The 23,363-nt window shown below is 70.7% G+C and carries 22 protein-coding genes; 10 read left to right on the forward strand and 12 right to left on the reverse strand.

Annotated elements, in window-relative coordinates; genetic code table 11:
- Positions 1-8: 8 nt before the first annotated feature.
- Positions 9-1,184, reverse strand: a complete 1,176-nt coding sequence (locus KHU32_RS04625; protein WP_213668845.1) for an MFS transporter — start codon at positions 1,182-1,184, stop codon at positions 9-11.
- Positions 1,185-1,210: 26 nt separating this feature from the next.
- Positions 1,211-2,605: an FAD-binding oxidoreductase gene (locus tag KHU32_RS04630; protein WP_213668846.1), complete on the reverse strand. Its 1,395-nt coding sequence runs from the start codon at positions 2,603-2,605 to the stop codon at positions 1,211-1,213.
- A gap of 159 nt (positions 2,606-2,764) precedes the next feature.
- Between KHU32_RS04630 and KHU32_RS04635 the strand changes: the two genes are divergently transcribed.
- On the forward strand, positions 2,765-3,526 hold the full coding sequence (locus KHU32_RS04635; RefSeq protein ID WP_213668847.1) for an HpcH/HpaI aldolase family protein: 762 nt from the start codon (positions 2,765-2,767) through the stop codon (positions 3,524-3,526).
- A 66-nt stretch (positions 3,527-3,592) separates the two neighbouring features.
- Here the strand turns inward: KHU32_RS04635 and KHU32_RS04640 are convergent, their stop codons facing one another.
- Positions 3,593-4,519 carry a LysR family transcriptional regulator gene (locus tag KHU32_RS04640; RefSeq protein ID WP_213668848.1) on the reverse strand — a complete coding sequence of 309 codons (927 nt, stop codon included), beginning with the start codon at positions 4,517-4,519 and terminating at the stop codon, positions 3,593-3,595.
- A 145-nt stretch (positions 4,520-4,664) separates the two neighbouring features.
- Between KHU32_RS04640 and KHU32_RS04645 the strand changes: the two genes are divergently transcribed.
- Both KHU32_RS04645 and pbpC read left to right on the forward strand, forming a co-directional pair.
- A complete protein-coding gene (locus KHU32_RS04645) occupies positions 4,665-5,012 on the forward strand; it encodes a hypothetical protein (protein WP_213668849.1) in 348 nt (115 codons plus the stop codon).
- A gap of 42 nt (positions 5,013-5,054) precedes the next feature.
- Complete coding sequence (gene pbpC / locus KHU32_RS04650; protein WP_249680552.1) at positions 5,055-6,959, forward strand: penicillin-binding protein 1C; 1,905 nt, start codon at positions 5,055-5,057, stop codon at positions 6,957-6,959.
- A 77-nt stretch (positions 6,960-7,036) separates the two neighbouring features.
- Here the strand turns inward: pbpC and KHU32_RS04655 are convergent, their stop codons facing one another.
- Both KHU32_RS04655 and KHU32_RS04660 read right to left on the reverse strand, forming a co-directional pair.
- The gene (locus KHU32_RS04655; RefSeq protein WP_213668850.1) at positions 7,037-8,482 is read right to left on the reverse strand and encodes a CoA transferase; all 1,446 of its coding nucleotides are present in this window, start codon (positions 8,480-8,482) and stop codon (positions 7,037-7,039) included.
- Between the two features lie 171 nt (positions 8,483-8,653).
- The gene (locus KHU32_RS04660) at positions 8,654-9,367 is read right to left on the reverse strand and encodes an RluA family pseudouridine synthase (protein WP_347265505.1); all 714 of its coding nucleotides are present in this window, start codon (positions 9,365-9,367) and stop codon (positions 8,654-8,656) included.
- 183 nt (positions 9,368-9,550) lie between these two features.
- Between KHU32_RS04660 and KHU32_RS04665 the strand changes: the two genes are divergently transcribed.
- Positions 9,551-10,549 (forward strand): Bug family tripartite tricarboxylate transporter substrate binding protein, encoded by a 999-nt coding sequence (locus KHU32_RS04665; RefSeq protein ID WP_213668851.1) that lies wholly within the window; start codon positions 9,551-9,553, stop codon positions 10,547-10,549.
- Positions 10,550-10,555: 6 nt separating this feature from the next.
- Here KHU32_RS04665 and KHU32_RS04670 read toward each other — a convergent pair whose 3' ends face one another.
- The gene (locus KHU32_RS04670) at positions 10,556-11,458 is read right to left on the reverse strand and encodes a LysR family transcriptional regulator (protein WP_213668852.1); all 903 of its coding nucleotides are present in this window, start codon (positions 11,456-11,458) and stop codon (positions 10,556-10,558) included.
- A 97-nt stretch (positions 11,459-11,555) separates the two neighbouring features.
- On the opposite strand from KHU32_RS04670, the gene KHU32_RS04675 reads away from it, so the two are divergent.
- Positions 11,556-12,329, forward strand: a complete 774-nt coding sequence (locus KHU32_RS04675) for an SDR family oxidoreductase (protein WP_213668853.1) — start codon at positions 11,556-11,558, stop codon at positions 12,327-12,329.
- A 50-nt stretch (positions 12,330-12,379) separates the two neighbouring features.
- On the opposite strand, the gene KHU32_RS04680 is transcribed toward KHU32_RS04675, so the two are convergent.
- On the reverse strand, positions 12,380-13,357 hold the full coding sequence (locus KHU32_RS04680; protein WP_213668854.1) for a Bug family tripartite tricarboxylate transporter substrate binding protein: 978 nt from the start codon (positions 13,355-13,357) through the stop codon (positions 12,380-12,382).
- 137 nt (positions 13,358-13,494) lie between these two features.
- Positions 13,495-13,848 carry a nuclear transport factor 2 family protein gene (locus KHU32_RS04685; RefSeq protein ID WP_213668855.1) on the reverse strand — a complete coding sequence of 118 codons (354 nt, stop codon included), beginning with the start codon at positions 13,846-13,848 and terminating at the stop codon, positions 13,495-13,497.
- A gap of 144 nt (positions 13,849-13,992) precedes the next feature.
- On the opposite strand from KHU32_RS04685, the gene KHU32_RS04690 reads away from it, so the two are divergent.
- Positions 13,993-14,325 carry a DUF1330 domain-containing protein gene (locus KHU32_RS04690; RefSeq protein ID WP_213668856.1) on the forward strand — a complete coding sequence of 111 codons (333 nt, stop codon included), beginning with the start codon at positions 13,993-13,995 and terminating at the stop codon, positions 14,323-14,325.
- Here KHU32_RS04690 and KHU32_RS04695 read toward each other — a convergent pair.
- The 3 genes from KHU32_RS04695 to KHU32_RS04705 all read right to left on the reverse strand — a co-directional run bounded on the left by KHU32_RS04695 (position 14,315) and on the right by KHU32_RS04705 (position 17,400).
- A complete protein-coding gene (locus tag KHU32_RS04695; RefSeq protein WP_213668857.1) occupies positions 14,315-15,079 on the reverse strand; it encodes a helix-turn-helix domain-containing protein in 765 nt (254 codons plus the stop codon). The genes KHU32_RS04690 and KHU32_RS04695 overlap by 11 nt on opposite strands.
- 49 nt (positions 15,080-15,128) lie before the next feature.
- A complete protein-coding gene (locus KHU32_RS04700) occupies positions 15,129-16,004 on the reverse strand; it encodes a branched-chain amino acid aminotransferase (protein WP_213668858.1) in 876 nt (291 codons plus the stop codon).
- 124 nt (positions 16,005-16,128) lie between these two features.
- Complete coding sequence (locus KHU32_RS04705) at positions 16,129-17,400, reverse strand: SAM-dependent methyltransferase (RefSeq protein WP_213668859.1); 1,272 nt, start codon at positions 17,398-17,400, stop codon at positions 16,129-16,131.
- A 587-nt stretch (positions 17,401-17,987) separates the two neighbouring features.
- Here KHU32_RS04705 and KHU32_RS04710 point away from each other — a divergent pair.
- The 3 genes from KHU32_RS04710 to KHU32_RS04720 are packed head-to-tail and all read left to right on the forward strand — an operon-like array spanning position 17,988 to position 21,543.
- The gene (locus KHU32_RS04710) at positions 17,988-19,697 is read left to right on the forward strand and encodes an ABC transporter substrate-binding protein (RefSeq protein ID WP_213668860.1); all 1,710 of its coding nucleotides are present in this window, start codon (positions 17,988-17,990) and stop codon (positions 19,695-19,697) included.
- Positions 19,698-20,684: an ABC transporter permease gene (locus KHU32_RS04715; protein WP_213668861.1), complete on the forward strand. Its 987-nt coding sequence runs from the start codon at positions 19,698-19,700 to the stop codon at positions 20,682-20,684.
- Position 20,685: 1 nt separating this feature from the next.
- On the forward strand, positions 20,686-21,543 hold the full coding sequence (locus tag KHU32_RS04720; RefSeq protein WP_213668862.1) for an ABC transporter permease: 858 nt from the start codon (positions 20,686-20,688) through the stop codon (positions 21,541-21,543).
- Positions 21,544-21,568: 25 nt separating this feature from the next.
- On the opposite strand, the gene KHU32_RS04725 is transcribed toward KHU32_RS04720, so the two are convergent.
- Complete coding sequence (locus KHU32_RS04725) at positions 21,569-22,243, reverse strand: substrate-binding domain-containing protein (RefSeq protein ID WP_213668863.1); 675 nt, start codon at positions 22,241-22,243, stop codon at positions 21,569-21,571.
- A 146-nt stretch (positions 22,244-22,389) separates the two neighbouring features.
- On the opposite strand from KHU32_RS04725, the gene KHU32_RS04730 reads away from it, so the two are divergent.
- Entirely contained in the window at positions 22,390-23,349 is a 960-nt protein-coding gene (locus KHU32_RS04730) for a hypothetical protein (RefSeq protein ID WP_213668864.1), read from the forward strand.
- Positions 23,350-23,363: the final 14 nt, after the last annotated feature.

Here is a 23,363-nt window from a genome sequence, read left to right on the forward strand (position 1 = left end):
AGGGGCCCTCAGGGCCTCTGCCAGCGCAGGAAAAGCAGGCTCGCGATCACCAGCGCCGCCGCGAAGGTCAGCAGCGCGGCGGCCACGCCGCCGAAGCCGGCCGCGATGCCGCTGATCCCCTGGAGCACGGCCGCGCCGCCGAAGAAGAAGATGTTCTGGGCCGAGAGCGCCCGGCCCGCCTCCTCCGGCCGCACCAGGCTGCGCAGCAGCGTGAAGCAGAGGATCTGGAAGGCGATGGCGAGGCCGAAGCCGGTCAGGATCAGCCCGTCCACCCAGGCGGGAAAGGCCAGCGGCCCGCCGATCACCAGCGCGACGATGAGGGCCGCGGCCAGCAGGTGCCCGCCCACCAGCAGCAGCCGCAGATGGCCTACCCGGCCCACCACCCAGCCTGCGAAGGCCGGCCCCACCACCAGCGCGAAGGTCACGCCCAGCAACAGGTTGCCCGCCGCCACGCGGCCCATGCCCTTGGCCTCCATCAGCCAGGGCCCGCCCCAGAGGCCGCGCACGCCCAGCACGGCGCCGAAGGAGACGAAGGCCACCGCCATCAGCCCGCGCAGCCGCGGCGAGACGGCGACGCGCATCACGTCCTTCGCGTCGCCCCAGGCGCTGCGCCCGGGCACGGGAACCGGCCGGTCGTGCCGCACCGTCAGCGAGACCGCCAGCGCGCCGATCGCCACGATCCCCAGGCAGGCAAGGAAGCCGGCGCGCCAGCCCTGCGCCTCCACCAACCAGGCGAGCGGCGAGGCGGAGAGGATCATTCCCGAATTGCCCACGCTCTGGACCAGGCCGGCCCAGACGGAAAACCGCTCCTGCGGGACGGCGCGCGCCGCATAGGTCATCGGGCACATCATCATGCCCGAGCAGCCCATGCCGAGCACGATCTGCGCGAGCAGCATGGTGGAGGCCGAGGGCGCGAGGGCGGCCAGCACGGTGCCCACGGCGGCGATGGCCAGCAGCGAGAGCGAGACCGGCTTCACGCCCCAGCGGTCCAGCGCCACGCCGACGGGGATCATCGCGGCGGCGAAGGCCGCGGGGAAGGCACCGGTGATGCCGGCCAGCGCCTCGGCCGAGACGGCGAGGTCCCGTGCCATCACGTCGCTCGCGACGGCGGGGAGCGTTCGGACGGCGTTCGAGAACATGTGCCCGAGCGTGAGCGCGAGCAGCGGCCAGGCGACCGGATTCATTTCGTTCCGCCGTGCGGTCCCCGGAGTTAGTTCCGGAAGATCTTTCCGGGATTGAGGATGCCCTTCGGGTCCATCGCAACCTTCAGCGAGCGCATGACCGCCATGGCCTCGACGCCATGCTCCGCCTCGAGGAACTCGCGCTTGCCGAGGCCGATGCCGTGCTCGCCCGAGCAGGTGCCGCCGAGGTCCAGCGCGCGCTTCACGATCTTCTTGTCGAGCTCCCAGGCCCGTTCCAGCGCCTGCGGATTGCCGTCCTCGACCAGGATGACGGTGTGGAAATTGCCGTCGCCGACATGGCCGACGATGGGCGCCATCAGCCCGGATTCCTCGATGTCGCGCTTGCAGCCGAGCAGCGCGTCGGCCAGCCGCGAGATCGGCACGCAGACATCGGTCGCGATGCCGCGCGAGCCGGGCTGGGCCGCAAGGCAGGCCCAGAAGGCGTCATGCCGGGCCTTCCACAGCTTGTTGCGGCTCTCGGCGTCACGCGCCCAGGCGAAGCCCTCGGCGCCGTATTCGGAGGTGATGCCCTCCACCAGCTCCGCCTGCTCCACGACGCCGGCTTCCGTGCCGTGGAATTCCAGGAACAGGGTCGGGACGGGCTTGTAGCCCTCCAGCTTGGAGTAGCTGATGCAAGCGGCCATCTGCACCTCGTCCAGCAGCTCGATGCGCGCCACCGGCACGCCGGCCTGCATGGTGGTGATGACGCTGTTCACCGCGGCCTCGAGGCTCGGGAACTGGCAGACGGCCGAGGTCATCGCCTCGGGGATGCCGTGCAGGCGCAGCCGCACCTTGGTGATGATGCCGAGCGTGCCCTCGCTGCCGATGAACAGCCGCGTGAGATCGTAGCCATTCGCCGCCTTGCGCGTGCGACCGCCCGTCTGGATCACGCGGCCATCGGCCAGTACGACTTCGAGGCCCAGCACGTTCTCGCGGATGGTGCCGTAGCGCACGGCGTTGGTGCCGGAAGCGCGCGTCGCGCACATGCCGCCGATCGTGCAGACCGAACCAGGGTCGACCGGGAAGAACAGCCCCTGGTCGCGCAGGTATTCGTTGAGCTGCTGGCGCGTGACGCCGGGCTCGATGAGGCAGTCCATGTCCTCGGCATTCACCTCCAGCACCGCGGTCATGCGGCTGAGGTCGAGCGAGAGGCCGGCGCGGACGGGGTTCACGTGGCCCTCCAGCGAGGTGCCGGCGCCGAAGGGCGTGATCGCGACGCCATGCTGGTGGCAGAGCTTCACGATCTCTACCACCTCCTCCGTCGTCTCCACGAAGGCGACGGCGTCCGGCAGCGTCGGCGTCGTCGTGTCCTCGCCGCGACCGTGCTGCTGTCGGATGGCGTCGTTGGTCGACAGCCGGTCGCCGATCAGGGCGCGCGCGGTGGCGATGACGATGGCGGCCGGGTTGGGAGAGAGCTCGTTCATGGCTGGGTCCTTACCCCGGGAGGGGTAACATGCGGGTTCTGCGGATCAAAGCAGGGCGTGGCTAAGCCCGGCTAAGTGTTAGGAATTCCGCGGCCGACGCGTTGACGCCTTCCCGGCCCGCTCCTAGCGTCCGTCCCAGATTCAGAAGGAGGACCCGCAGTGGCCAACAAGGTTAAAGAAGCGTGGAAGGCCGGTAAGGCCGTGGTCAACGGGTGGCTCGCCATCCCCAACGCCTTCTCGGCGGAAATGTACAGCAAGGCCGGCTGGGACAGCGTCACGGTCGACATGCAGCACGGCGTGCAGGACTACCTCTCCTGCGTGTCCTGCTTCCAGGGCATCCAGCTCTCCAGCGCGACGCCGATGGTGCGCGTGCCGTGGAACGAGCCCGGCATCGTCGGCAAGGTGCTCGACGCCGGCGCCATGGGCATCATCTGCCCGATGGTGAACACGGCCGAGGAAGCCCGCGCCCTGGTGCAGTACAGCAAGTACCCGCCGGCCGGCACGCGCTCGAACGGCCCGATCCGCGCTGGCGCCTACGGCTCCGCGGGTGGCTACCAGAAGACCGCGAATGACGAGATCCTCGTCATCCCGATGATCGAGACGAAGCAGGCGATCGAGAACATCCAGGCGATCCTGGACGTCCCCGGCATCGACGGCATCTATGTCGGCCCGTCGGACCTTTGCTTCTCCTACGGCAAGGAGCCGAAGCTCGACGTCGAGGATCCCGAGGTTCTCGCGATCTACGACATGCTGCTGGCCGAGACGGCGAAGCGCGGCATCGCGGCCGGCCTGCACAACGGCACCGCGACCTACGCGAACAAGATGATCCAGAAGGGCTTCAAGCTCGTCACGATCGCGAACGAGGTCGGCCTGATGGTCCAGGCCGCGACGCAGGCCGTGAAGACCGCCCGCGGCAGCTGATCGCCGGCTTTCTGCGCAGTGCGACGGAAAGGGGGGCTTCGGCCCCCCTTTTCTGTTGGCGGCCCGCTACTTGAACCGCTGGCGGAACCCCGCCACCACCGCGTCGTAGACCACGCGCAGCCGGCGGGCGTGCCGCATGTCCGGATGCGCCATCACCCAGACGGGCAGCCGCTCCACGAAGCCCTGCGGCAGCACGCGCACGAGGTCGGGGTCGTCCTCCACCTCGAAGGTACGGATGGGGCCGATGCCGATCCCCGCGCGCACCGCCGCCTCCTGCGCCAGGCGGCTGTCGCTGCGGAAGACGAAGATCTTCGGCAGGAAGTCCATGCCGCGACGCGCCAGGATGTTGGTCATGGTGCGCTTGTCCCGGTCGGGGCCCACGAGGCGGTGCCGGGCGAGGTCGGCCAGGCTCGAGGGCACGCCGTGCCGGCGGAGATAGGCGCGGGAGGCGAACATCCCCACCTCGATCTCGCCCACGCGCTGGGCGATCACGTCGTCCTGGTCCGGCGGGTCGAGGCGGACGGCGATATCCGCGTCCCGGCGCAGCAGGTTCTCCTGGAAGTTGGAGATGGAGAGCTCGATCTCGATCTCCGGGTGCTCCATCGCCAGCCCGCCCAGGATGGGCACCAGCACCCGCGTGCCGATGATCTCGCTGGAGGAAAGCCGCACCGTGCCCGAGGGCGCGTCCGGATTGCCCATTAGCCCCGCCGAGAGCTCCGCCGCCGCCTGGTCGAGCGCCTCGGCCTGGGACAGCAGGGCCAGGGCCCGGGCATTGGCGCGCAGCCCGCTCGGCACGCGGTCGAACAGGGCTTCGCCCAGCGCCTCCTCCAGCGTGCGGATCTGCCGGCCGAGGGTGGGCTGCGTGAGGTCCAGCGCCCTGGCGGCGGAGGACAGGCTGCCGTGCCGCATCACAGCGGCGAAGGCGCGCAGCAGCGACCAGTCGAGCGAGGCCAGCGCGGTCATCTCGGCGGACGGGCCATGTTGGTCATGCAATCCAGAATTTCACGTGCCTCACCCCATACGATTTCGAATGGGGGATGTACAACATTCGCGGCTGTCGGAATGGGAGGTGCGGAGTCATCTGACTGTCATCGAACGGGGTGAAAGCCCCCGCCGATTTCAGAAAGGACTAACTAAGATGAACGCCAGTGTTACCCTCGCCGCCGCTCTTCTCGCCACCGGTCTGGCGGCCGGCGCGGCTTCTGCCCAGTCGTATCCCCGCCTGATCGGCGGCGCGGACAACTCCACCGTCGAATACGCCCCCGGCTCGATGAACAACGTGGTCGGCGGCGGCCCCGTGACCGTGATCACCGAGGAGCAGGGCAAGCCCGTCGCGCGCCATGCGCCGTCCTCCAGCGTGCAGCGGCCGCTGGCCGGCCTTGTGCCGGTGCTGGTCGGCCCCGAGAGCAGCTACGACATCGTCTGGGTGCCGAGCACGCCGTCCTCGACCATGACGGCCTCGACCCCGAGCGCTCCGCGCGGCTAAGCGCGCAGACAAGACCGGCCTTCCGGTTCAGAATGCCGCCCGATGAAACGGGCGGCATTTCTGTTTCTGGGTGTCTTCGCCGCGCTGGCCGGCGCGGCCTGGATGCTCGACCGCGCCTTGCCGCCCCCCATGGCCCGCTTCGAGAATCTGGCGCGCGAGGTCACGGCGCGCGACGGCCGCACACTTTCCGTCCTGCCCGCCGCCGGGGGCATCTGGCGGCTGCGCACGCGGCCGGAGGACGTGCCGCCGCCCCTCCTCGCGCTGCTGATCGCGGCCGAGGACGGCCGCTTCCACAGCCATCCCGGCGTCGATCCCCTGGCCCTCGCCCGCGCCGCCACGCAGTGGATCCGCGCGGGCCGCGTCGTCTCCGGCGGGTCCACGCTCTCCATGCAGGCCGCGCGGCTGTTGGAGCCGCGGCCCCGCAACCTGCGCAGCAAGCTCATCGAGATCGCCCGGGCGCTGCAGCTGGAATGGCGGTACGGCAAGCGCGGGGTGCTGGAGATCTGGCTGACCCTCGCGCCGCAGGGTGGCAACCTCGAGGGGCTGCGGGCCGGCTCGCTCGCCTGGTTCGGGCGGGCGCCCGCCGCGCTCGACGCGGCCGAGAGCGCGCTGCTGGTGGCCCTGGCCCGACGCCCGGAAGCCCTGCGCCCCGACCGCCATCCCGAAGCCGCCAGGCGCGCGCGGGACGCCGTGCTGCTGGCCCGCGCCCCCGAGGTGGCGAGCAGCGCGGAGATCGCCCTCGCCGGGGCCGTTCCGGCCGAACGCCATCCGCTGCCGCGCCTGGCACCTCACCTGGCGCGGCAGCTCCGCGAGGGGCCGAGCACGCTCGACCTCGACCTCCAACGGGGGGTCGAAGGCATCGCGGGCGAGGCGCTGCAGCGCCTCCCCGATCGTGTCTCCCTCGCGATCATGGTCAGCGACCTGTCGTCCCGCGAGACGCGCGCCCTGGTGGGCGGCGACTGGATGAACCCCTCGCGCGCCGGCGCGCTCGACCTCTCGCGGGCCGTGCGCTCGCCGGGCTCGGCGCTGAAGCCGCTGATCTACGCCCTGGCCTTCGAGGCCGGCACCGTCACGCCCGACACGGTGCTGGACGACCTGCCGCGCCGCTTCGGCGACTATGCGCCGGAGAATTTCGACCGCGCCTTCCAGGGCCGGCTGCGCATCGCCGACGCGCTGCGCCAGAGCCTCAACCAGCCGGCCGTGGCGCTGCTCGACCAGCTCGGGCCGCTCCGCCTGGCCAGTGCCATGAAGGCCGCCGGCGTCCTGCCGCGCCTGCCCCCCGGCGCGGAGCCGTCATTGCCGCTGGCGCTGGGCGGCGTGGGCGTGACCCTGCGCGAGATGGTGGGGCTCTATGCCGTCCTCGGCGACGGCGGGCGCGCGGCAGGCGCGGGGCAGACGGTCGTGGAGGCCCGCGCCGCCGCCCTCGCCAGCGCGATCCTGGTGCAGCCCTTCCCGGGCGGCGGGCCGGCCGGCATCGCCTGGAAGACGGGCACGAGCTGGGGCGGACGCGACGCCTGGGCGCTGGGCATGGACCGCCGGCACGTGGTGGGCGTCTGGGTCGGGCGACCCGACGGCACGCCCATGCCGGGCGCGACCGGCGCGCGCCTCGCTCTGCCGCTGCTGGCACAGGTCTTCGAGCGCCTGCCCCCCGCGCCGCGCGCCCCGGCGCCGCAACGCGCCTTGGCCCTGGCCGCCGCCACGCCGATGACGGATGCGCTGCGGCTGGTCTTCCCGCCCCCCCATGCCGTCCTGCCGGAGGCGGGGCGGGTGGTGCTGCGCGCCGCGGGCGGGCGCCGGCCCTTCACCTTCCTGGTGGACGGTGCGCCGTTGACGACCGATCCGGCGCGGCGCGAGGCCGCCTGGATCCCGCCCGGGCCGGGCTTCTACCGGATCACCGTGCTGGATGCGGAGGGCGCGGCGGCCGGGACGGCTCTTCGGGTGCGGTAGCTGGTCGTGAGAGGGCGCGGCCCTCTCACACTCTCCCGCCAAGGCTTTCAAAGCCCTGGACCCTGCCGTGTGGCCTCCTAGGCAAAGGCGCGCTCCTCGGCCCATTCGGGGCGATCGCCACCCAGGGTCGGCGTGGGCAGCGCCCAGCGGCACGGCGTCTCCGACAGGCGCAGGACGGGGCCGAGCGTCAGCAGATCGCCATAGGGCGATGCCTCGCGCACACAGAGCGGATCGAGCTGGGCGGCGGTGAGCTTCTCCGGCGCGTCCTCGAACCCCTCCACCAGGCCCTGGCGCTGGTAGAACATGGCCGATTGGCACAGCGAAACCTGGACATGGTAGCTGCCGCCCTCGCGGGCCCGCCGCGCCAGCGCCACCATCGCGCCGAAGGCCGCGAGATATCCGGTCAGGTAGTCGCACATCGGCGCCGGGGCGAGCTTGGGCTGCCCCGCGCCCGTGATGGTTCCATGGCTCAGGGCGATGCCGGTGACCGCCTGCGCGACCTGCTCCCACCCGCCCCTTTCCGCGAAGGGGCCGCCGGATCCGAAGCAGTTGATCGAAACATTGATGATGCCCGGACGGAGCCGGACCAGCTCCTCCATCCCGAAACCACGCCCCGCCAGCCGGCCGGGGCGATAGCCGTTGAGGAAGATATCGGCCCCCCGCGCCAGCTCGGCCAGGCGTTCGGCCTCCCCGGCGCGTTCGAGGTTGAGGAAGCAGCTGCGCTTGCCGTGGCTGAGGTCGCGGACGAATTCTGGCACCTGCGGGAGATGCGGCGCGGTCACCATCAGCACCTCCGCGCCATGCTCCGCCAAGGTCCGGCCCGCGGTGGGCCCGGCGAGAATTCGGGTGAGATCGAGCACGCGAATTCCCGACAGCGGCCTCTCGCCCGCGGGAAGCGGCTCGGGCGCGCTGTCGGCGATCCTGGTGATCTCCACCACCGGCCGGTTCGCGAGATAGGCGCCTTGCGGATGCGCCAACCACTCCTCCCGGCTCCGGATTTTTCCGCCGCAGGCCCGGGCCTGCGCGATGGCGTCCTCGAGCGCATCGGCCTTCCACTGGCCGACGGCGGCCTTCACGGCCTCGGACGTGCTCTCGCATCCCAGGACATCGAGCACGCGGCGCTCGAGATGCGGCAGGTTGAAATGGGGCAGGAACCAGCGCCCATCGGCGGTCGGCCAGGGCTGGGTGACGGACACCATGTGCTTCATGCTGTCAGAGCCAGGCAGGAAGGCATATTGGCCATCCGCGCCGCGCGCCCGCGTGTAGTTCACGACATGCAGGGACGCGGCCGCCTCATGCACCGCCACCTCGACGCGCTGGCGGCGCCCGCTGCGCATTTCCCAGAGGTCATTCGCCGCCACGCCGCTGGCGGCGAGGACCGCGGCCACCGTTTCGCCGATGCGGAAGGGCGTCCGGAAAAACGGATCGGCCCCGCTGATGGTGACTTCGCCCGCCGCTGGCGCCACGCCCGCGCGGACCTCCATCAGCTCGGAGAAGGCCGTGGACCGATCATTCTTCATCATTCGCTTCCTCGCCGTTCTGGACGATGTGCCGGAGGCGCCTTCGCCGGGGCGAGGGGCACCGCGTGACGTGCTCGACGAAGCACGAGCCACATCCTTGGACCTGCCGGACGCTCATCGTCGCTCAGGTCGCCGGCTTTGAGAACCGGGGCCGTTCGCCGCCTTTTTGAAGGCCTAAGGGCCGACGCCGCAACGGGCGAGGGCGTCGCGCATATGATCCGGTACGGGCGCGGTCGCGCGGCGCTCGGGATCGAGCGGAAGGGTCAGCGCGCGCGCCAGCAGGTGCAGGCGGCCCTGGCCGCCGCCATACATCCCGTCGCCCAGGATCGGCCAACCGAGATGAGCGAGATGCGCACGGAGCTGATGCGTGCGGCCGGTGCGCGGCGTGAGCTCCAGGGCGGTGCGATCGCCGTCCCGGCCGATCACGCGCCATTCCGTCCGGCTCGGCAGGCCGGCGGGGTCGACGACCATGCGCCACCCCTCGGCCTTGGTGCTGCGCTTGAGCAGCGGCGCCTCGCAGACGCCCTCCTCGGCAGGCGGCGCGGCGGTCACCACGGCCCAATAGGTCTTGCGCGCCAGCCCCTCGGCAAAGAGGCGGTTGAGCGCGGCGATGGCCGGCTTGGTGCGCCCCAGCGCCAGGCAGCCCGCCGTGTCCGTGTCCAGCCGATGCGCGGGCTGGGGCAGGTGGCGCCGGCCCTGGCGCAGCGCGGGCAGCCAGTCCTCGAGGCTCGCGCCGCCACGCGGGCCGCGATGCACGGCGAGGCCGGCTGGCTTGTCGAGGATGAGCACCTCCTGATCCTGATGCAGGATGCGCGCGGCCATCCAGTCGGGCAGCGGGACCTTCACGTCGGGCGGGGCACGGTCCGCATGGCGGCGTTTCGTTGGCAAGGCGTCCCCCGGCGGCTCTCGCCCGTTCCGGCGCGGAGCGGGAAGGGGCTGGGTGGACCAGTTTCGCGCGTTTGGCGAGGCCCGCCGACGCCACCCCCACGCTATGCTTGACTTGCGATGGCCCGATGCCCTGCGATGCCGGGACGATCCGGCGGCAAGGCCGGACGTCAGGGAGGCTTCACGATGCAGGACCAGCTTCGGGCGCAGGCCCGGCTGTCACGGCGTGCCCTCGGCCTCGGAATGGTGGGTCTCGGCGCGGCGGGCGCGGGGGCGGCCCAGACCCCCACCTGGCCCCTGGGGCCCACGCGCTTCATCGGCGTCTTTCCGCCCGGCGGCGGCACCGACATCCTCTCGCGCATCTGGTGCCAGAAGATGACGGAGCTGACCCAGCAATCCTTCGTCGTCGAGAACCGCGCGGGCTCGGCCGGCAATGTCGGCACCGAGGCCATCGCGCGCGCGGTGCCGGATGGCCGCACCATCGGCCTGGGCAGCATCGCGCCCATGGCCATCGCGCCCTCGCTCTATCCGCGGCTGCCCTACGACGTGACGAAGGACTTCACCTATATCGCCGGGCTCTGGCAGCTGCCCAACATGCTGGTGGTGCACAACGACGTGCCGGCCCGCTCGGTGCCGGAGCTGATCGCGCTGCTGAAGGCCAATCCCGGCCGCTACACCTTCGCCTCCTCCGGCTCGGGCACGACGGTCCATCTCTCGGGCGAGCTGTTCAAGGTGATGGCGGGGGTGGACATGCTGCACGTGCCCTATCGCGGCGGCGCGCCCGCGCATGTCGACCTGCTGGCGGGCCGCGTGCACATGATCTTCGACAACATCCCCCAGGCGCTGGCCGAAGCGCGCGAGGGCCAGGTGCGCGCCCTGGCGGTGACGGGCGCGCAGCGCAGCCCGCAGGCGCCCGACGTGCCGGCCATGGCGGAGTTCCTGCCGGGCTTCGAGCTGACCTCCTGGGGCTCGGTCATCGGCCCGGCGGGAATGCCGGCGCCAATGGTGGAGCGGATCTCCCAACTGGCGAAACGCGCGCTGGAATCGCCCGACACCCAGCGTCTCTTCGAGGAGAACGGGGCGACGCCCTGGTGGACCTCGCCCGAGGATCTCGCGAGCTTCCGGGCGCAGAACGAGGCGACCTTCGCGCCGCTCGTCCGTGCCTCCGGCGCGCGGGTGGACTGAGAGCCCTCAGGCCAGGAGCTCGCGCCGCAGCAGGGGTTCCAGCCAGTCCGCGAAGGTCTGCAGCCGGCGGGAGAGATGCCGGCGGTGCGGGTAGAGCAGGGTCATGCGCATCGGCGCCGCCCGGTGGCCGGGCATGACCTCGACCAGTTCGCCGGCGGCCAGGTGGGCCCGCACGTCATAGGCCGGGACCTGGATGAGGCCGAGGCCGGCGAGGCAGCAGGCGATGTAGGATTCCGCGCCGTTGACCGTGACGCGGCCGCGCATCGGCAGGCTGCGCGTCTCCCCGCCCTCCGTCCATTCCCAGGGCTCCACGCGCCCGCTCGTCGGCGAGGCGTAGTTGACCGCGATATGCGAGGCGAGCTCCTCCGGCGCCTGGGGCGTGCCGTGCCGGGCCAGGTAGTCGGGGCTGGCCACGTTCACGAGCGGCAGCTCCCCCATCCAGCGCGCGATGAGGCCGGAATCGCCGAGCGGCCCGACGCGCAGGGCGCAGTCCACGCCTTCGCCCACCAGGTCCACCGCGCGGTCCGTCACGCCGAGCTCGATGTCGATGCCGGGATGGCTGTCCAGGAAGTCGGGCAGGGCGGGGGCGATCACCAGCCGGCCGATGCGGCCCGGCACGTCCACCCTCAGGCGGCCCGCGGGCTCCCGCGCGCCGAGGCGGAACAGCCCTTCCGCCTCCTCGACATCGGCGACCAGGCGCTGCACGCGCTCGTAGAGGGCCAGGCCGTCCTGGGTGGCGGTGACGCGGCGCGTGGTCCGGTGGAGCAGCCGTGCGCCGAGCCGCACCTCCAGGTCTCGCACGCCGGTGGAGACGGTGGAGCGGGGCAGGCCCAACAGGTCCGCCGCGCGAGTGAAGCTGGCGCAGTCCACCACGCGGAGGAAGATCCGGAAGAGGTCGATGCGGTCCATTGTTCGTCATTTCCGACAAGTCTTGTCAGAATGACCAGATTGGTCGCGCCTGCCCAGTAATTCATCCTGCTCCTTCCAGACAGGAAGGAAGTCAGCCATGGCCGATCACGGAATCCGCGGAAAGACCGCCCTCATCGCCGGCGGGGCGAAGAACCTCGGTGGGCTCCTGGCGCGGGACCTCGCGCAGCAGGGCGCCCGGGCGGTGGCGATCCACTACAATAGCGATGCCGCCCGCGCGGAAGCGGAGGAGACGGCCGCCGCCGTCCGCGCCGCGGGCGCCCAGGCCGTCACCCTCCAGGCGGACCTGACCACGGCCGGCGCCATGCGCCAGCTCTTCGCCGATACCGTCGCCGCCATCGGCCGGCCGGACATCGCCATCAACACCGTCGGCCAGGTGCTGAAGAAGCCGATCCTCGAGATCACCGAGGCCGAGTTCGACAAGATGAGCGCGGTGAACGCGAAGGCGGCCTTCTTCTTCATCCAGGAGGCAGGTCGCCACCTCAACGACAACGGCCGCCTGTGCACGCTGGTGACCTCGCTGCTCGGCGCCTTCACGCCCTTCTACGCGGCCTATGCCGGCATGAAGGCGCCGGTGGAGCACTTCACGCGCGCGGCCTCGAAGGAATTCGGCGCGCGCGGCATCTCCGTGACGGCGATCGGGCCCGGCCCGATGGACACGCCCTTCTTCTATCCCGCCGAAGGGGCCGATGCAGTGGCCTATCACAAGACGGCGGCGGCGCTTTCGGCCTTCTCCAAGACCGGGCTGACGGACATCGAGGACATCGTCCCCTTCATCCGCTTCCTCGTCTCGGAGGGCTGGTGGATGACGGGCCAGACCATCCTCGTGAATGGCGGCTACACGACGAAGTAGCCGCGGGAGGCGGCCGGCCGGTTTGCGACGCATTCCGGCCGGCGAAGGCGTCAGCCCAGCTGGATGCGCGCCGAGCGCACGACCTCGCCCCATTTCGTCACCTCGGCTTCGACGAAGCGCCGGAACTCCGCGCTCGTCGAACCGTGCGGCACGCTGAAATCCTGCCGCAGGCGCGCCAGCATCTCCGGCGTCTCCAACCCGCGGCGGACTTCCGTGTTCCACCGCGCCACGATCTCCGCCGGAGTCCGGGCCGGGGCGACCAGCCCGGTCCAGTTCACTGCCAGGAAATTCTCGTAGCCGGCCTCGATCATGGTCGGCACCTCGGGCAAGGCGGGCGAACGCTCGGCCGTGGTGACGGCCACTGCCCGCAGCTCCCCGGATTCGATCAGGCCGCGCACTGGCGGCGGGCTGGAGAAGTAGAAATCCACCCGCCCCGCCAGCAGGTCGGCGGTGACGGCGCCCGCGCCCCGATAGGGCACCACCAGCACCTCCTTGCCGAGGCGCTGGGCGAGCAGCTCGCTCGACAGATGGGCCAGCGTCCCGTTGCCCGGATGCCCCGCCTTCAGCGGCTCCGGCGAGGAGCGGATGGCCGCGGCCAGATCCTGCATCGTCTGCCAGGGCGAGGTCCTGGCCACCACGAGAACCAGCGGCTGCATCGCCAGCAGGGAGATGAAGGCGAAGTCGCGCAGCCCGTCGAAGGGCAGGTTGGGATAGAGGGCGGGATTCACCGCCAGATTGGCGCATTGGCCCATGCCGATCGTGTAGCCATCGGCCGGCGCCTTCGCGACGGCGTCGAGGCCGATATTGCCGCCGGCGCCGGGCCGGTTCTCCGGCACCACGGTCCAGCCCGCGACGGCCAGCATGCGGGCCCCGACCTCGCGGCTGATCGCATCCGTGCCGCCGCCGGGCGGGAAGGGCACGATGAGGCGGATGGGCCGCTCCGGATAGGCGGCCTGGGCGCGCGCGAGGCTGGGGGCGGCGAGGGCGGTCGCCAGCAGGGCGCGCCGTGCGGTCGTGAATGAAGCCATGTCCGCGGCCTCCCCGCCGCATCGTTCCTCAGGAAAGATCTGCCCGTCGGGTCCGACCCCGGCGATGAGGGGGATGTATATAGCCCCCATCATCGCCGGGGAGCGGCCTGCCCGTAAGATCTCCCCGAGTTGCCAGATCAGGCGGCCGGCACCTGGTCCAGGAAGCCGATCACCGCGCGGATCTTCCCACCCTCGACCACGAGCACGTCCGAGCCCTTGATCGGATGGTCCGGCCCCAGTCCCCAGGAGAAGCGCACGAAGTCGCCATGGCCGTCGGCCGGCTTCAGCAGGCCGAAGCGGAAGCCGGGGAAGCGCGCATGCACCGCGCCGACCAGGGCATCGATCTCGGCGTGGCCCTGCCCCTTCATCATCGGGTCCACATAGGTCGCGGCCTCGGTCCAGCCCTGGGCGAGCATCGCCCGGCGGCGTCCCGCATCCGTCTCGTTCCATAGCGCGATGTAGTTCTCGGCGACGTCGTTGGCGTGGGTCACGCAAACCTCCTCATTCGATCGCCCGGCCATCCCGGACGGCGCGGAAGATGCGGAACCGGAAGCAGGCGCGCGATTACGCCGCAGGTAATCGCGCGCGCCGCCAGGGCCCCGGCATAAGCGGGCCTCCAGCGAAGGAGACCTGCCATGCCCGCCTATGCCATCGCCCAGCTCAACGACGTGCAGCACGGCCCGGAGATCGCCGACTACCTGCTGCGCATCGACGCCACGCTCGCGCCCTTCCAGGGCCGCTTCCTCGTCCATGGCGTCGAGCCCGAAATCCTCGAGCCGGGATGGGCGGGACACCTCGTCGTGATCGCCTTCCCCGACATCGCGGCGGCGCGCGCCTGGTACGGATCGGCGGCCTATCAGGCGATCCTGCCGCTGCGGCTGAGAAACTCGCGCTCGACCGCCTTCCTCGTACAGGGCGTGAAGAAGGGCTACCGCGCGAAGGAGCGCGGCGAAAGCCTCATGGCCTGAGGGCCGCGGCCGTCGCGTCGTCGGCGGGCAGGAAGGCCTCGATGGCCAGCTCCGCCAGGCCGATGTCGCGCGGCGCGCCGAAGACCATGGAAGTGCTGATGAAGCTGAGCAGGCCCCGCTCTGTCCTCAGCTGCAGCGGCACCGCCAGCGCGGTGAGCTCGTCGCCCACGGCCTCGCCGCCCTCATGCGGCAGCGCTTCCAGCTCCTGGCGCAGGGAGGCGAGCACCGGATCGCCGCTATCCGCGATCTGCCTCCCGAGGCGGGACAGCAGGTGCTCGCGCCATTGCGCCAGGTTGGCGATGCGCGGCGCGAGGCCGGCCGGATGCAGGGAAAGCCGCAGCACGTTCACCGGCGGCGCGAGCAGCGCGGCGTCGACGCCGGCCAGCAGCGGGCCCACGCCGCCATTCATCGCGACGAGATTCCAGTGCCGGTCCACCGCCACGGCGGGGAAGGGTTCGTGCCCGGCCAGGATGCGCTGCACGGCCGCGCGGATGGCGGCGAAATCCGGATCGTCCAGCCCGCGCTCGCGATAGAGGGGCGCGTAACCCGCCGCCAGCAGCAGCGCGTTGCGCTCCCGGAGCGGGACTTCCAGCTGTTCCGCGAGCAGGACCACCATCTCGCGGCTCGGCTGCGCGCGGCCGGTTTCCAGGAAGCTCAGATGGCGGGCCGAGATGCCGGCATCCAACGCCAGGCCGAGCTGACTGAGGCGCCGCCGCTGCCGCCAGTCGCGCAGCAGATCGCCGACGGGGCGCATCTAGCGCGCCGCCCTGCCGGGTGTCTCTGGCGGGGCGGCGCGCGTCATCTCACTCGGCGGCGACGGCCGCCGCGCCGACGACCTTCGGCTGCGACTGCATCCAGGCGAAATACAGCTCGCGCGCCTGCTTCGCGAAGGGGCCCGGCTGCAGCTCGCGGCCATTGTAGCGGTTGACCGGCTGCACCTTGGCGTAGTTGCCGGTGGAGAAGATCTCATCCGCGGTCTCGAGCTCCTCCGGGCGCACGCTGCGCTCCTCGACCGTCACGCCCGCCTCGCGCAGCAGGGCCATCACCCGCCGCCGGGTGATGCCCGCGAGGAAAGTGTGGTTCGGCGCCGGCGTCACCACCACGCCGTCCTTCGCGAACCAGATGTTGGAGGTGGCGAATTCGGCGATGTTGCCCGCGATGTCGCAGACCACGGCCACATCCGCGCCCTGCGCGCGCGCCCAGGCATTGGCGCGCTGGCTGTTCGGATAAAGGCAGGAGGCCTTGGCGTCCGTCGGCGCCATGTCCGGCGCCGGGCGGCGGAAGGGCGCGAGCGCGGCGGCGATGGGCTGCGCCGGCAGCGGCGCGTCGTAGATCGCCAGCAGGAACTCCGTGCTGTCGGGATCGGGCTGCGAGGAGCCGATGGAGCGGCGCACGAAGAACATCGGCCGCACATAGGCGACGGCGTCGGGCCCCAGGCGGCGGATGCCCTCGCGCGCCAGGGTCTCGATCTCCTCGGCGGTCTTGGAGGCCTTCATGCCCATGACGGTGGCCGAGCGGACGGCGCGGGCGCAGTGACGGTCGAGGTCGGGCGCCCAGCCGTTGATGGCGCGCGCGCCGTCGAAGATCACGGAGCCCTGCCAGAAAGCATTGTCCATCGGGCCGAGCAGCTTCGGCTCCTCGGTCGACCAGACACCGTTGTAGTAGAACACGCCAGCCATGGGCTTTCCTCCGCAGGGCTCGGCCCGGGCTCCCGATCGAGCGCGAACCGGCTTCCGACTTGCCATTTTGCTCTCGCCGGGAGAGCGATGCGCCGCCTGGGCGGATCGCGCTCCGGCTTTCGCTTCAGACCGCCAAGCTTGTCATGGCCGGCGCCGCCGCGTAACCCGGGGGCGCCTGCTCCGCCCGCAGCATGTAGTCGCGATTGAGGGGCAGGGCATCGACGGTGCGGGTCAGCTGGAGCTGCCAGTTCATGTGTCCGCCATGGCGGAAGGCGCTTTCCGAACCCGCCAGATAGAATTCGAACATGCGGCAGAAGCGCTCGTCGTGGCGGGCGCGGATCTCCTCGCGATGGGCGGCGAAGCGGCGGCTCCATTCGCGCAGCGTCAGCGCATAATGCAGCCGCAGGATCTCCATGTCGGTGATCCAGAGCCCGGCCTTCTCCACCGCCGGCACCACCTCCGACACCGCGGGCGAATAGCCGCCCGGGAAGATGTAGCGGTTGATCCAGGGATTGGTGGCGCCCGGCCCCGTGGAGCGGCCGATGCCATGCACCAGCGCCACGCCATCCTCGCGCAGTGCGCGCGCGACGGCGCCGAAATAGGTGCCGTAGTGGTTGATGCCGACATGCTCCACCATGCCGACCGAGACCACCCGGTCCATCGGCCGGTCCCAGGCGCGGTAGTCCAGCAATTCGAAGCGCACCTGGTCGGCGAGGCCCGCGGCCTCCGCCCGGGCGCGGGCGATGGCCAGCTGCTCGCGCGAGAGGGTGATGCCCGTCACCCGCGCGCCGTATTCGCGCGCGAGCGTCAGGGCCATGCCGCCCCAGCCGCAGCCGATGTCCAGGACCTCGAGGCCCGGCCGGTCCAGTTTCAGCTTGGCAGCGATATGCCGCTTCTTGGCGAGCTGGGCTTCCTCCAGCGTCTCCGTTCCCGTGGGGAAATAGGCGCAGGAGTATTGCCGGTCCTCGTCGAGGAAGAGGCCATAGACGGCCTCGTCGATGTCGTAGTGGTAGGAGATGCGGCGGCGCGCGAGGCCCGCGGGGTTGAGCTGGCGCAGGCGGCGCACGGCCCAGCGGCCCCAGTTCAGGATCCAGGAAAAGCCAGGGTCGCCGCTGAGGGTCTGGTTGAGGCTCAGCACGTCCAGCATGTCGTGCAGCGAGCCCGCGATCGGCTCGATCTCGCCCTCCATGTAGAGTTCGCCGAGGGCCAGGCTCGGATTGAGCATCATGCGGCGGACGGCATGTTCGGTCTTCAGATGCAGGCCGCCGGAAGGTTCGCCGCCGGGGCCGAGCATGGCCTCGCGGCCATCAGGAAAACGTACGAGAAGCGCGCCCCGTTGGACGAAGCGGCGCAACATGAGTTGCAGCACCCTGTCTCTCCCAACTTTCCAGGGCATGATGTTACACAGAAGCGGGCAGGGCTTCGCAAGTCGTCCTTGGGGGCTGGCGAGGGAATGCGCGACGCGCGGACGGGAATTCGTCTCTTTTTCACAAAATAGTGAGGGAATGGAAAAGCGCTCTCCATTTCCGGCCTTTCCGGCACGAGGGTTCGTGCGGGCATCGGCGGTCTTGGCAAGGCCGGCCTCTTCTTGTCGGCATTCGCACGCTGCCCATCGGACGGAGGCGCTGTCTCACCATCTGATGTCGGGCCCCTGAAGAAATTGAACATGGACGGTGTCGGCCGAGCGCTGCTCTACTTCGCAACATGCTGCGCATGCCCAATTCCCGCCGGGACAGTGCCGGACCCGAGGCCTGGCGGGCAGGGCGATACGCGCTCCAGCCGGCAGCGCGAAACGCACCTTCGTGCGATTTCACATCGTTGATCCCTGCCTGGGATCGGCACCCTCACGCTACAAGCGGCGAGAGGGAATCACTCACACAATATGTGATATGCGGGAATATACATTGACCCTCCAGGGTCGAGGACTAAGTTCCGCCTCCGATGCCCGACCAGGGCCGTCGCGGCAGGAAGCGGGGCGATCACGTGACGTCGCGTGAATTGCGCCCCGAGGCGCTGCCGAACCCGCACTCCGAAACGCCCGCCGAGCCGCCACCGCCCATCAGCCCGCCCAAGGAATTCACGGCCATGCCCTTCGCCTCCGATGCCGCGCGCTTCGCCCTTTCCCGCCGCCAGGCGCTGATGGGCGCCTCGGCCCTCGTCCTGGCGCCCCGCGCGCTTCGGGCGGAGCCGCGGCGCGGCGGCACGCTGACCATCGTGCTCTCCAGCGAGCCGACCTCGCTCGTCGCTGCCACCACCGTCGTCACGCCCTCGCTCAGCGTCTCCGGCAAGGTGACGGAGGGGCTGCTGCAATACGACTTCGACCTCAACCCGCAGCCCGAGCTCGCCACCGAATGGTCCGTCTCGGCCGATGGCCTGCACTACGTCTTCAAGCTCCGCCCCGGCGTGAAGTGGCATGACGGTCGGGACTTCACCTCGGCCGACGTCGCCTTCTCGCTGCTGCTGCTGAAGCAGGTGCATCCGCGCGGCCGCAGCACCTTCGCCAACCTGGCCGAGGTCGCGACGCCTGACCCGCTGACCGCCGAGCTGCGGCTCAGCCGGCCCGCGCCCTATCTCATCAAGGCGCTGGCGAGCTCCGAGACGCCGATCCTGCCCAAGCACATCTACGAGGGCACGGACGCCGCCGCCAATCCGAACAACGCGGCGCCCATCGGCACCGGGCCCTTCCTCTTCAAGGAATGGGCGCGCGGCAGCCACGTGATCTACGAGCGCAATCCGAACTACTGGGATTCCGCCAAGCCCTATCTCGACCGCCTCGTCGTCCGCTTCATCCCCGATCCGGCCGCGCGCTCGGCCGCCTTCGAGACCGGTCAGGCCGACCTCGGCTACCGCACGCCCGTCGCCATGGCGGATGTGGAGCGGCTGCGCCGCGTGGCCGACCTGCGCTTCGAGACGAAGGGCAACAGCTATTCCTTCAACGTCACCAAGCTCGAGTTCAACCTGGACAACGAGTATTTCCGCAATCCCAAGGTGCGGCAGGCCATCGCTCATACCATCGACCGGGCGCAGATCGCGCGCATCGCCTTCTTCGGCAATGCCGAGCCCTGCGCCTCGCCGATCGCCCCGGGCCTGCGCGCCTTCCACGACCCGGCGCCCTCGCCCTACGGCTACGATCTGGCCCAGGCGGAAAAGCTGCTGGACGAGGCGGGCTTCCGCCGCGGCGCCAACCGCATCCGCTTCCGCGTGCCGCTCGACTTCAACCCCGTGCTCGACGAAGGCCGCCGCGTGGCGGACATCGTGCGCGCGACGCTGGGGCGCATTGGCATCGCCGTGGATGTGCGCGCGCAGGACACGGGCAGCTTCGTCCGCCGCGTCTACACCGAGCGCGACTTCGCCTTCACGGTGAACGGGCTGAGCAACCTCTTCGATCCCACGGTCGGCGTGCAGCGTACCTACTGGTCGAAGAACTTCATCCGCGGCGTGCCCTTCTCCAACTGCACGAATTATTCGAACCCCGAGGTGGACCGGCTGCTGGAGACGGCGGCGGTGGAGAACGACGCCGCCCGCCGCGCCGAGCTGTTCCGCGAGTTCCAGCGCATCGTCGCGGTCGAGGTGCCGGACATCAACATCTGCTCGCCCACCTTCCTCACCATCTACAACAAGCGGGCGCATGGCCATTCGCTGACGGCGAACGGCATCGAGGCCAGCCTCGCGGACGCCTATGTGGACGCCTGAATGAGCGTCGCGCTCCGCACCGGGCAGGCCCTGCGAAGGACGGCCATCCAGGCCGTCCCGACCATGCTCGGCATCATCGTCCTGTGCTTCCTGCTGCTCCAGCTCATGCCGGGTGACGTGGCCGATGTGCTGGCCGGCGAGTCCGGCGCCGCGACGGCGGAATCGCTGGAGGCCATCCGCAGCCGCGCCGGGCTGGACCAACCGCTTCTGGTCCAGCTCGGCCAGTATCTCTGGAACGTCGCGCATTTCGACTTCGGGCAGTCGACGCGCTTCGGCACGCCGGTCTCGCAGCTCATCCTGGAGCGGCTGCCCAATACGCTGGTGCTGATGCTGACCGCGCTCGGCCTCGCGCTCGGCCTCGGCATCCTCACGGGTTCCGTGATGGCGGTCTATGCCGGCCGCTGGCCGGACCGCGTGCTGCAGCTCGTCGTGCTGTTCTTCTACTCGACGCCGGGCTTCTGGATCGGGCTCATGGCCATCGTGCTCTTCTCCGTCCAGCTCGGCTGGCTGCCGAGCGGCGGGAGCCAGACCATCGGCGCCGAGCTCACGGGCCTCGCCGCGCTGCTCGATCGCCTGCCGTACCTGGTGCTGCCGGCGCTCGCCATGGCGTCCTTCTTCATCGCCGTCTATGCGCGCCTCACCCGCGCGGCGCTGCTCGAGGTCCTGCGGCAGGACTATCTGCGCACGGCCGTGGCGAAGGGGCTTCCGCCCTTCGTCATCTACACGCGCCACGCGCTGCGCAACGCGCTGATCCCGGTCACGACCGTGGCGGGGATGCATCTCGGCAACCTGCTCGGCGGGGCGGTGGTGGTGGAGACGGTCTTCAGCTGGCCCGGCATGGGCCGCCTCGCACTCGAAGCCGTGGCGGGGCGGGACTTCAACGTGCTGCTGGGCGTGCTGCTGCTCTCCTCCTTCCTGGTCATCGTGACCAACGTCGCGGTGGACCTGCTGCATGCCTGGCTCGACCCGCGGACCGAGGCCTCCTGACATGGCCGAGGAAAAGGGCCGGCCGCGCCACCGGGCGCTGAGGGCCATGCTGCGCAACCCCTCCTTCCTGGTGGGGATCGCGGTGCTGATCGCCGTCGTGGGGATCGCGCTCGCCGCGCCCTGGCTCTACCCCGGCGATCCGCTCGACATGGTCGCGGTGCCGACGCTCTGGCCGGGCGAGGACCCGGCCTATCCGCTCGGCACGGACAGCCTGGGGCGCGACGTGGCGGCCGGGCTCGCCCATGGCGCGCGCGTCTCGCTGCTGGTCGGCCTGAGCGCGGCCGCCATCGGGCTGCTGATCGGGACGGCGGTGGGCGCGGTCGCGGGCTATGCCGGCGGCTGGATCGACAATGCGCTGGTGCGGATCACCGAGCTGTTTCAGACGGTGCCGACCTTCCTGCTCGTCATCGTCCTGGTCTCCATGCGCGAGCCCACGGCCGTGGGCATCGCGCTGGCGATCGGCGTCGCCTCGTGGCCCACCGTGGCGCGGCTGGTGCGGGCGGAGTTCCGCGGGCTGCGCAGCGCCGATTTCGTGGCGGCCGCGGTGGTCTCGGGCGCGCGGCCCTCGCGCATCGTCCTGCGGCACATCCTGCCGAATGCGCTGGCGCCGATCGTCGTCACGACCTCGGTGATGGTCGCCAATGCGATCCTGACGGAGGCGGGGCTGTCCTTCCTCAATCTCGGCGACCCCAACCTCGTGAGCTGGGGCACCATGATCGGCGACGGGCGCCAGCTGCTGCGCACCGCCTGGTACCTGACTGCGCTGCCCGGCGCGGCCATCGCGCTGACCGTCATGGCGATCAACCTCGCCGGCGACGGGCTGAACGACGTGCTCAACCCGCGCTCGGGCAACCAGTGAGCCTGGCCCTTCGGGGCCCGGCGACTCAGACGGGCTCGAGCCCCTTCTCGGCGTAGAGCGGAGCGACCGAGGCGGCGGCGATCATGGCCACGAAGTCCCGCGCCTCCGCCGCCCTTGCCGTGCCGGCGAAGAGCCCGGCGGAGAAGATGGTGTCCGGCTGAATCTCCATCGGAATCTTGCCGAGGATGTCGATGCCCGGCACGGCCATCAGCTCGCTGACCTGCTGCACCGCCAGCTCCACCTTGCCGTCCAGCAGCAGCTGGCCCGTGAAGCCGGCCGGGATCACCGTGGCCTTGGCGTTCACCTCCTCGGCCAGACCCATCCGCTCCAGCAGGCCGGCGAAGAAGATGCCGCTCGCCCCCGCGCGAGAATAGCCGATGGTCTTCGCCGCCTGCAGCGTCTGCCGGAAGGCCTCCACGGTGGAGATGTCCGGGCGCGGCGCGCCTGGCGCGACCGCCATGCCGACATAGGAGCGCGCCAGGTCCACCCGGCTGCCCGGCGCCAGCACGCCCGAGGCCATGAGCTCGTCGACCGCCTCGGAGGTCAGGATCGCGAGATCCGCGCGCTCGCCGGCCTGGATGCGTTCCATCAGGCGCTTGGTCGGCTCGTAGACCGCATCGACCGTCACGCCGAGGCGCGGCAGCAGCTCCTCCAGCACGGACACCACGCCGAGGGTGGAGAATAGTTTCAAATCAGACACATGCGCCTCCTGGATCGGCGCGGATGTTCCTCGCTCTCCGCCGTGCCCGCAAGATGCGGGCCGCGACCGGCGCGACATTCCGGGACATTGCGCCGTGATGCCGACCGGGGATGCTAGGGCTCCGGCGCAAAGGGGGGCTCTGTTCGATGTGGGATTTCTCGGCGAGGCGCTCGCTCGGCCTCATGGTCCGGACCATGCCCTTCGTCGCCTTCCGCCTGCTCGTCTATGCCGGCATCACCATCGCCTATGTGCTGGCGACGGGCTTGGGCGCAGGCCTCGGCTTTCTGATCGGCGCGGCCGGCAGCGCGGAGTTCCGCGCCGGCGCCACCGGGATCGGCGGGCTGGCGGGCTTCGGCCTGGTCGCCGCAATGCTCTACTTCCTGCGCGAATACCTGCTCTACATCGTCAAGGCCGGACACATCGCCGTGCTGGTGGAGCTGATCGAGGGCCGGGCGATCCCGGCGGGGCGCGCGCAGATCGACCACGCCGCCACGGTCGTGCGCGCCCGCTTCACCGAGACGAACGCCCTCCTGGCGCTGGATCTCCTGATCAAAGGCGTGCTGCGCGTGATCATGGGCCTGCTGACGGGCATCGCCACGCTGCTGCCGATCCCAGGCGTGCAGACCCTGCTCGGCATGGCGCGCGCCGTGCTGCGCGTCTCGGTCGGCTTCACGGACGAGGTGATCCTCGCCCATGTCTTCCGCACCAAACCGGCCAACAGCTGGGAGGGCGGGCGCCAGGGCCTCGTGCTCTATGCGCAGAACGGCACGGCCATGCTGCGCAACGCGGTCTTCGTGACGCTGTTCATGTACGCGCTGACCTTCGTGGTCTTCCTGTTCATGCTCGCCCCGGCGGCGGCCGTCGCCTATGCGATGCCGGGCGGATGGTCGGCCGGCGGCATCGTCTTCGCGCTGCTTTTCGCCTGGGCCGTGAAGGCCGCGCTGATCGAGCCCTTCGCCATCGCCTGCATGATGCAGGCCTTCTTCCGCGTCTCCGCCGGACAAGTGTCCGACCCCGCCTGGGACGCCCGGCTGGAATCCGCCTCCCGCAAGTTCCGGGAGCTGAAGGCCAAGGCCATGGGCTGGGTGCCCCGCCCGGCGAATTGAGGGTGTTGTAGCGG

The sequence above is a fragment of the Roseococcus pinisoli genome, assembly GCF_018413645.1.
GTDB lineage: Bacteria > Pseudomonadota > Alphaproteobacteria > Acetobacterales > Acetobacteraceae > Roseococcus > Roseococcus pinisoli.

Excerpts from the sequence above, each read along its gene's own strand:
- KHU32_RS04720 (WP_213668862.1), top strand. The coding sequence starts at position 20,686 with ATGGCCGAGGAAAAGGGCCGGCCGCGCCACCGGGCGCTGAGGGCCATG.
- KHU32_RS04645 (WP_213668849.1), top strand. The coding sequence starts at position 4,665 with ATGAACGCCAGTGTTACCCTCGCCGCCGCTCTTCTCGCCACCGGTCTG.
- KHU32_RS04680 (WP_213668854.1), bottom strand. The coding sequence starts at position 13,357 with ATGGCTTCATTCACGACCGCACGGCGCGCCCTGCTGGCGACCGCCCTC.
- KHU32_RS04695 (WP_213668857.1), bottom strand. The coding sequence starts at position 15,079 with ATGCGCCCCGTCGGCGATCTGCTGCGCGACTGGCGGCAGCGGCGGCGC.
- KHU32_RS04730 (WP_213668864.1), top strand. The coding sequence starts at position 22,390 with ATGTGGGATTTCTCGGCGAGGCGCTCGCTCGGCCTCATGGTCCGGACC.
- KHU32_RS04690 (WP_213668856.1), top strand. The coding sequence starts at position 13,993 with ATGCCCGCCTATGCCATCGCCCAGCTCAACGACGTGCAGCACGGCCCG.
- KHU32_RS04715 (WP_213668861.1), top strand. The coding sequence starts at position 19,698 with ATGAGCGTCGCGCTCCGCACCGGGCAGGCCCTGCGAAGGACGGCCATC.
- KHU32_RS04670 (WP_213668852.1), bottom strand. The coding sequence starts at position 11,458 with ATGGACCGCATCGACCTCTTCCGGATCTTCCTCCGCGTGGTGGACTGC.
- pbpC (WP_249680552.1), top strand. The coding sequence starts at position 5,055 with ATGAAACGGGCGGCATTTCTGTTTCTGGGTGTCTTCGCCGCGCTGGCC.
- KHU32_RS04655 (WP_213668850.1), bottom strand. The coding sequence starts at position 8,482 with ATGATGAAGAATGATCGGTCCACGGCCTTCTCCGAGCTGATGGAGGTC.
- KHU32_RS04700 (WP_213668858.1), bottom strand. The coding sequence starts at position 16,004 with ATGGCTGGCGTGTTCTACTACAACGGTGTCTGGTCGACCGAGGAGCCG.
- KHU32_RS04665 (WP_213668851.1), top strand. The coding sequence starts at position 9,551 with ATGCAGGACCAGCTTCGGGCGCAGGCCCGGCTGTCACGGCGTGCCCTC.
- KHU32_RS04705 (WP_213668859.1), bottom strand. The coding sequence starts at position 17,400 with ATGCCCTGGAAAGTTGGGAGAGACAGGGTGCTGCAACTCATGTTGCGC.
- KHU32_RS04625 (WP_213668845.1), bottom strand. The coding sequence starts at position 1,184 with ATGAATCCGGTCGCCTGGCCGCTGCTCGCGCTCACGCTCGGGCACATG.
- KHU32_RS04630 (WP_213668846.1), bottom strand. The coding sequence starts at position 2,605 with ATGAACGAGCTCTCTCCCAACCCGGCCGCCATCGTCATCGCCACCGCG.
- KHU32_RS04675 (WP_213668853.1), top strand. The coding sequence starts at position 11,556 with ATGGCCGATCACGGAATCCGCGGAAAGACCGCCCTCATCGCCGGCGGG.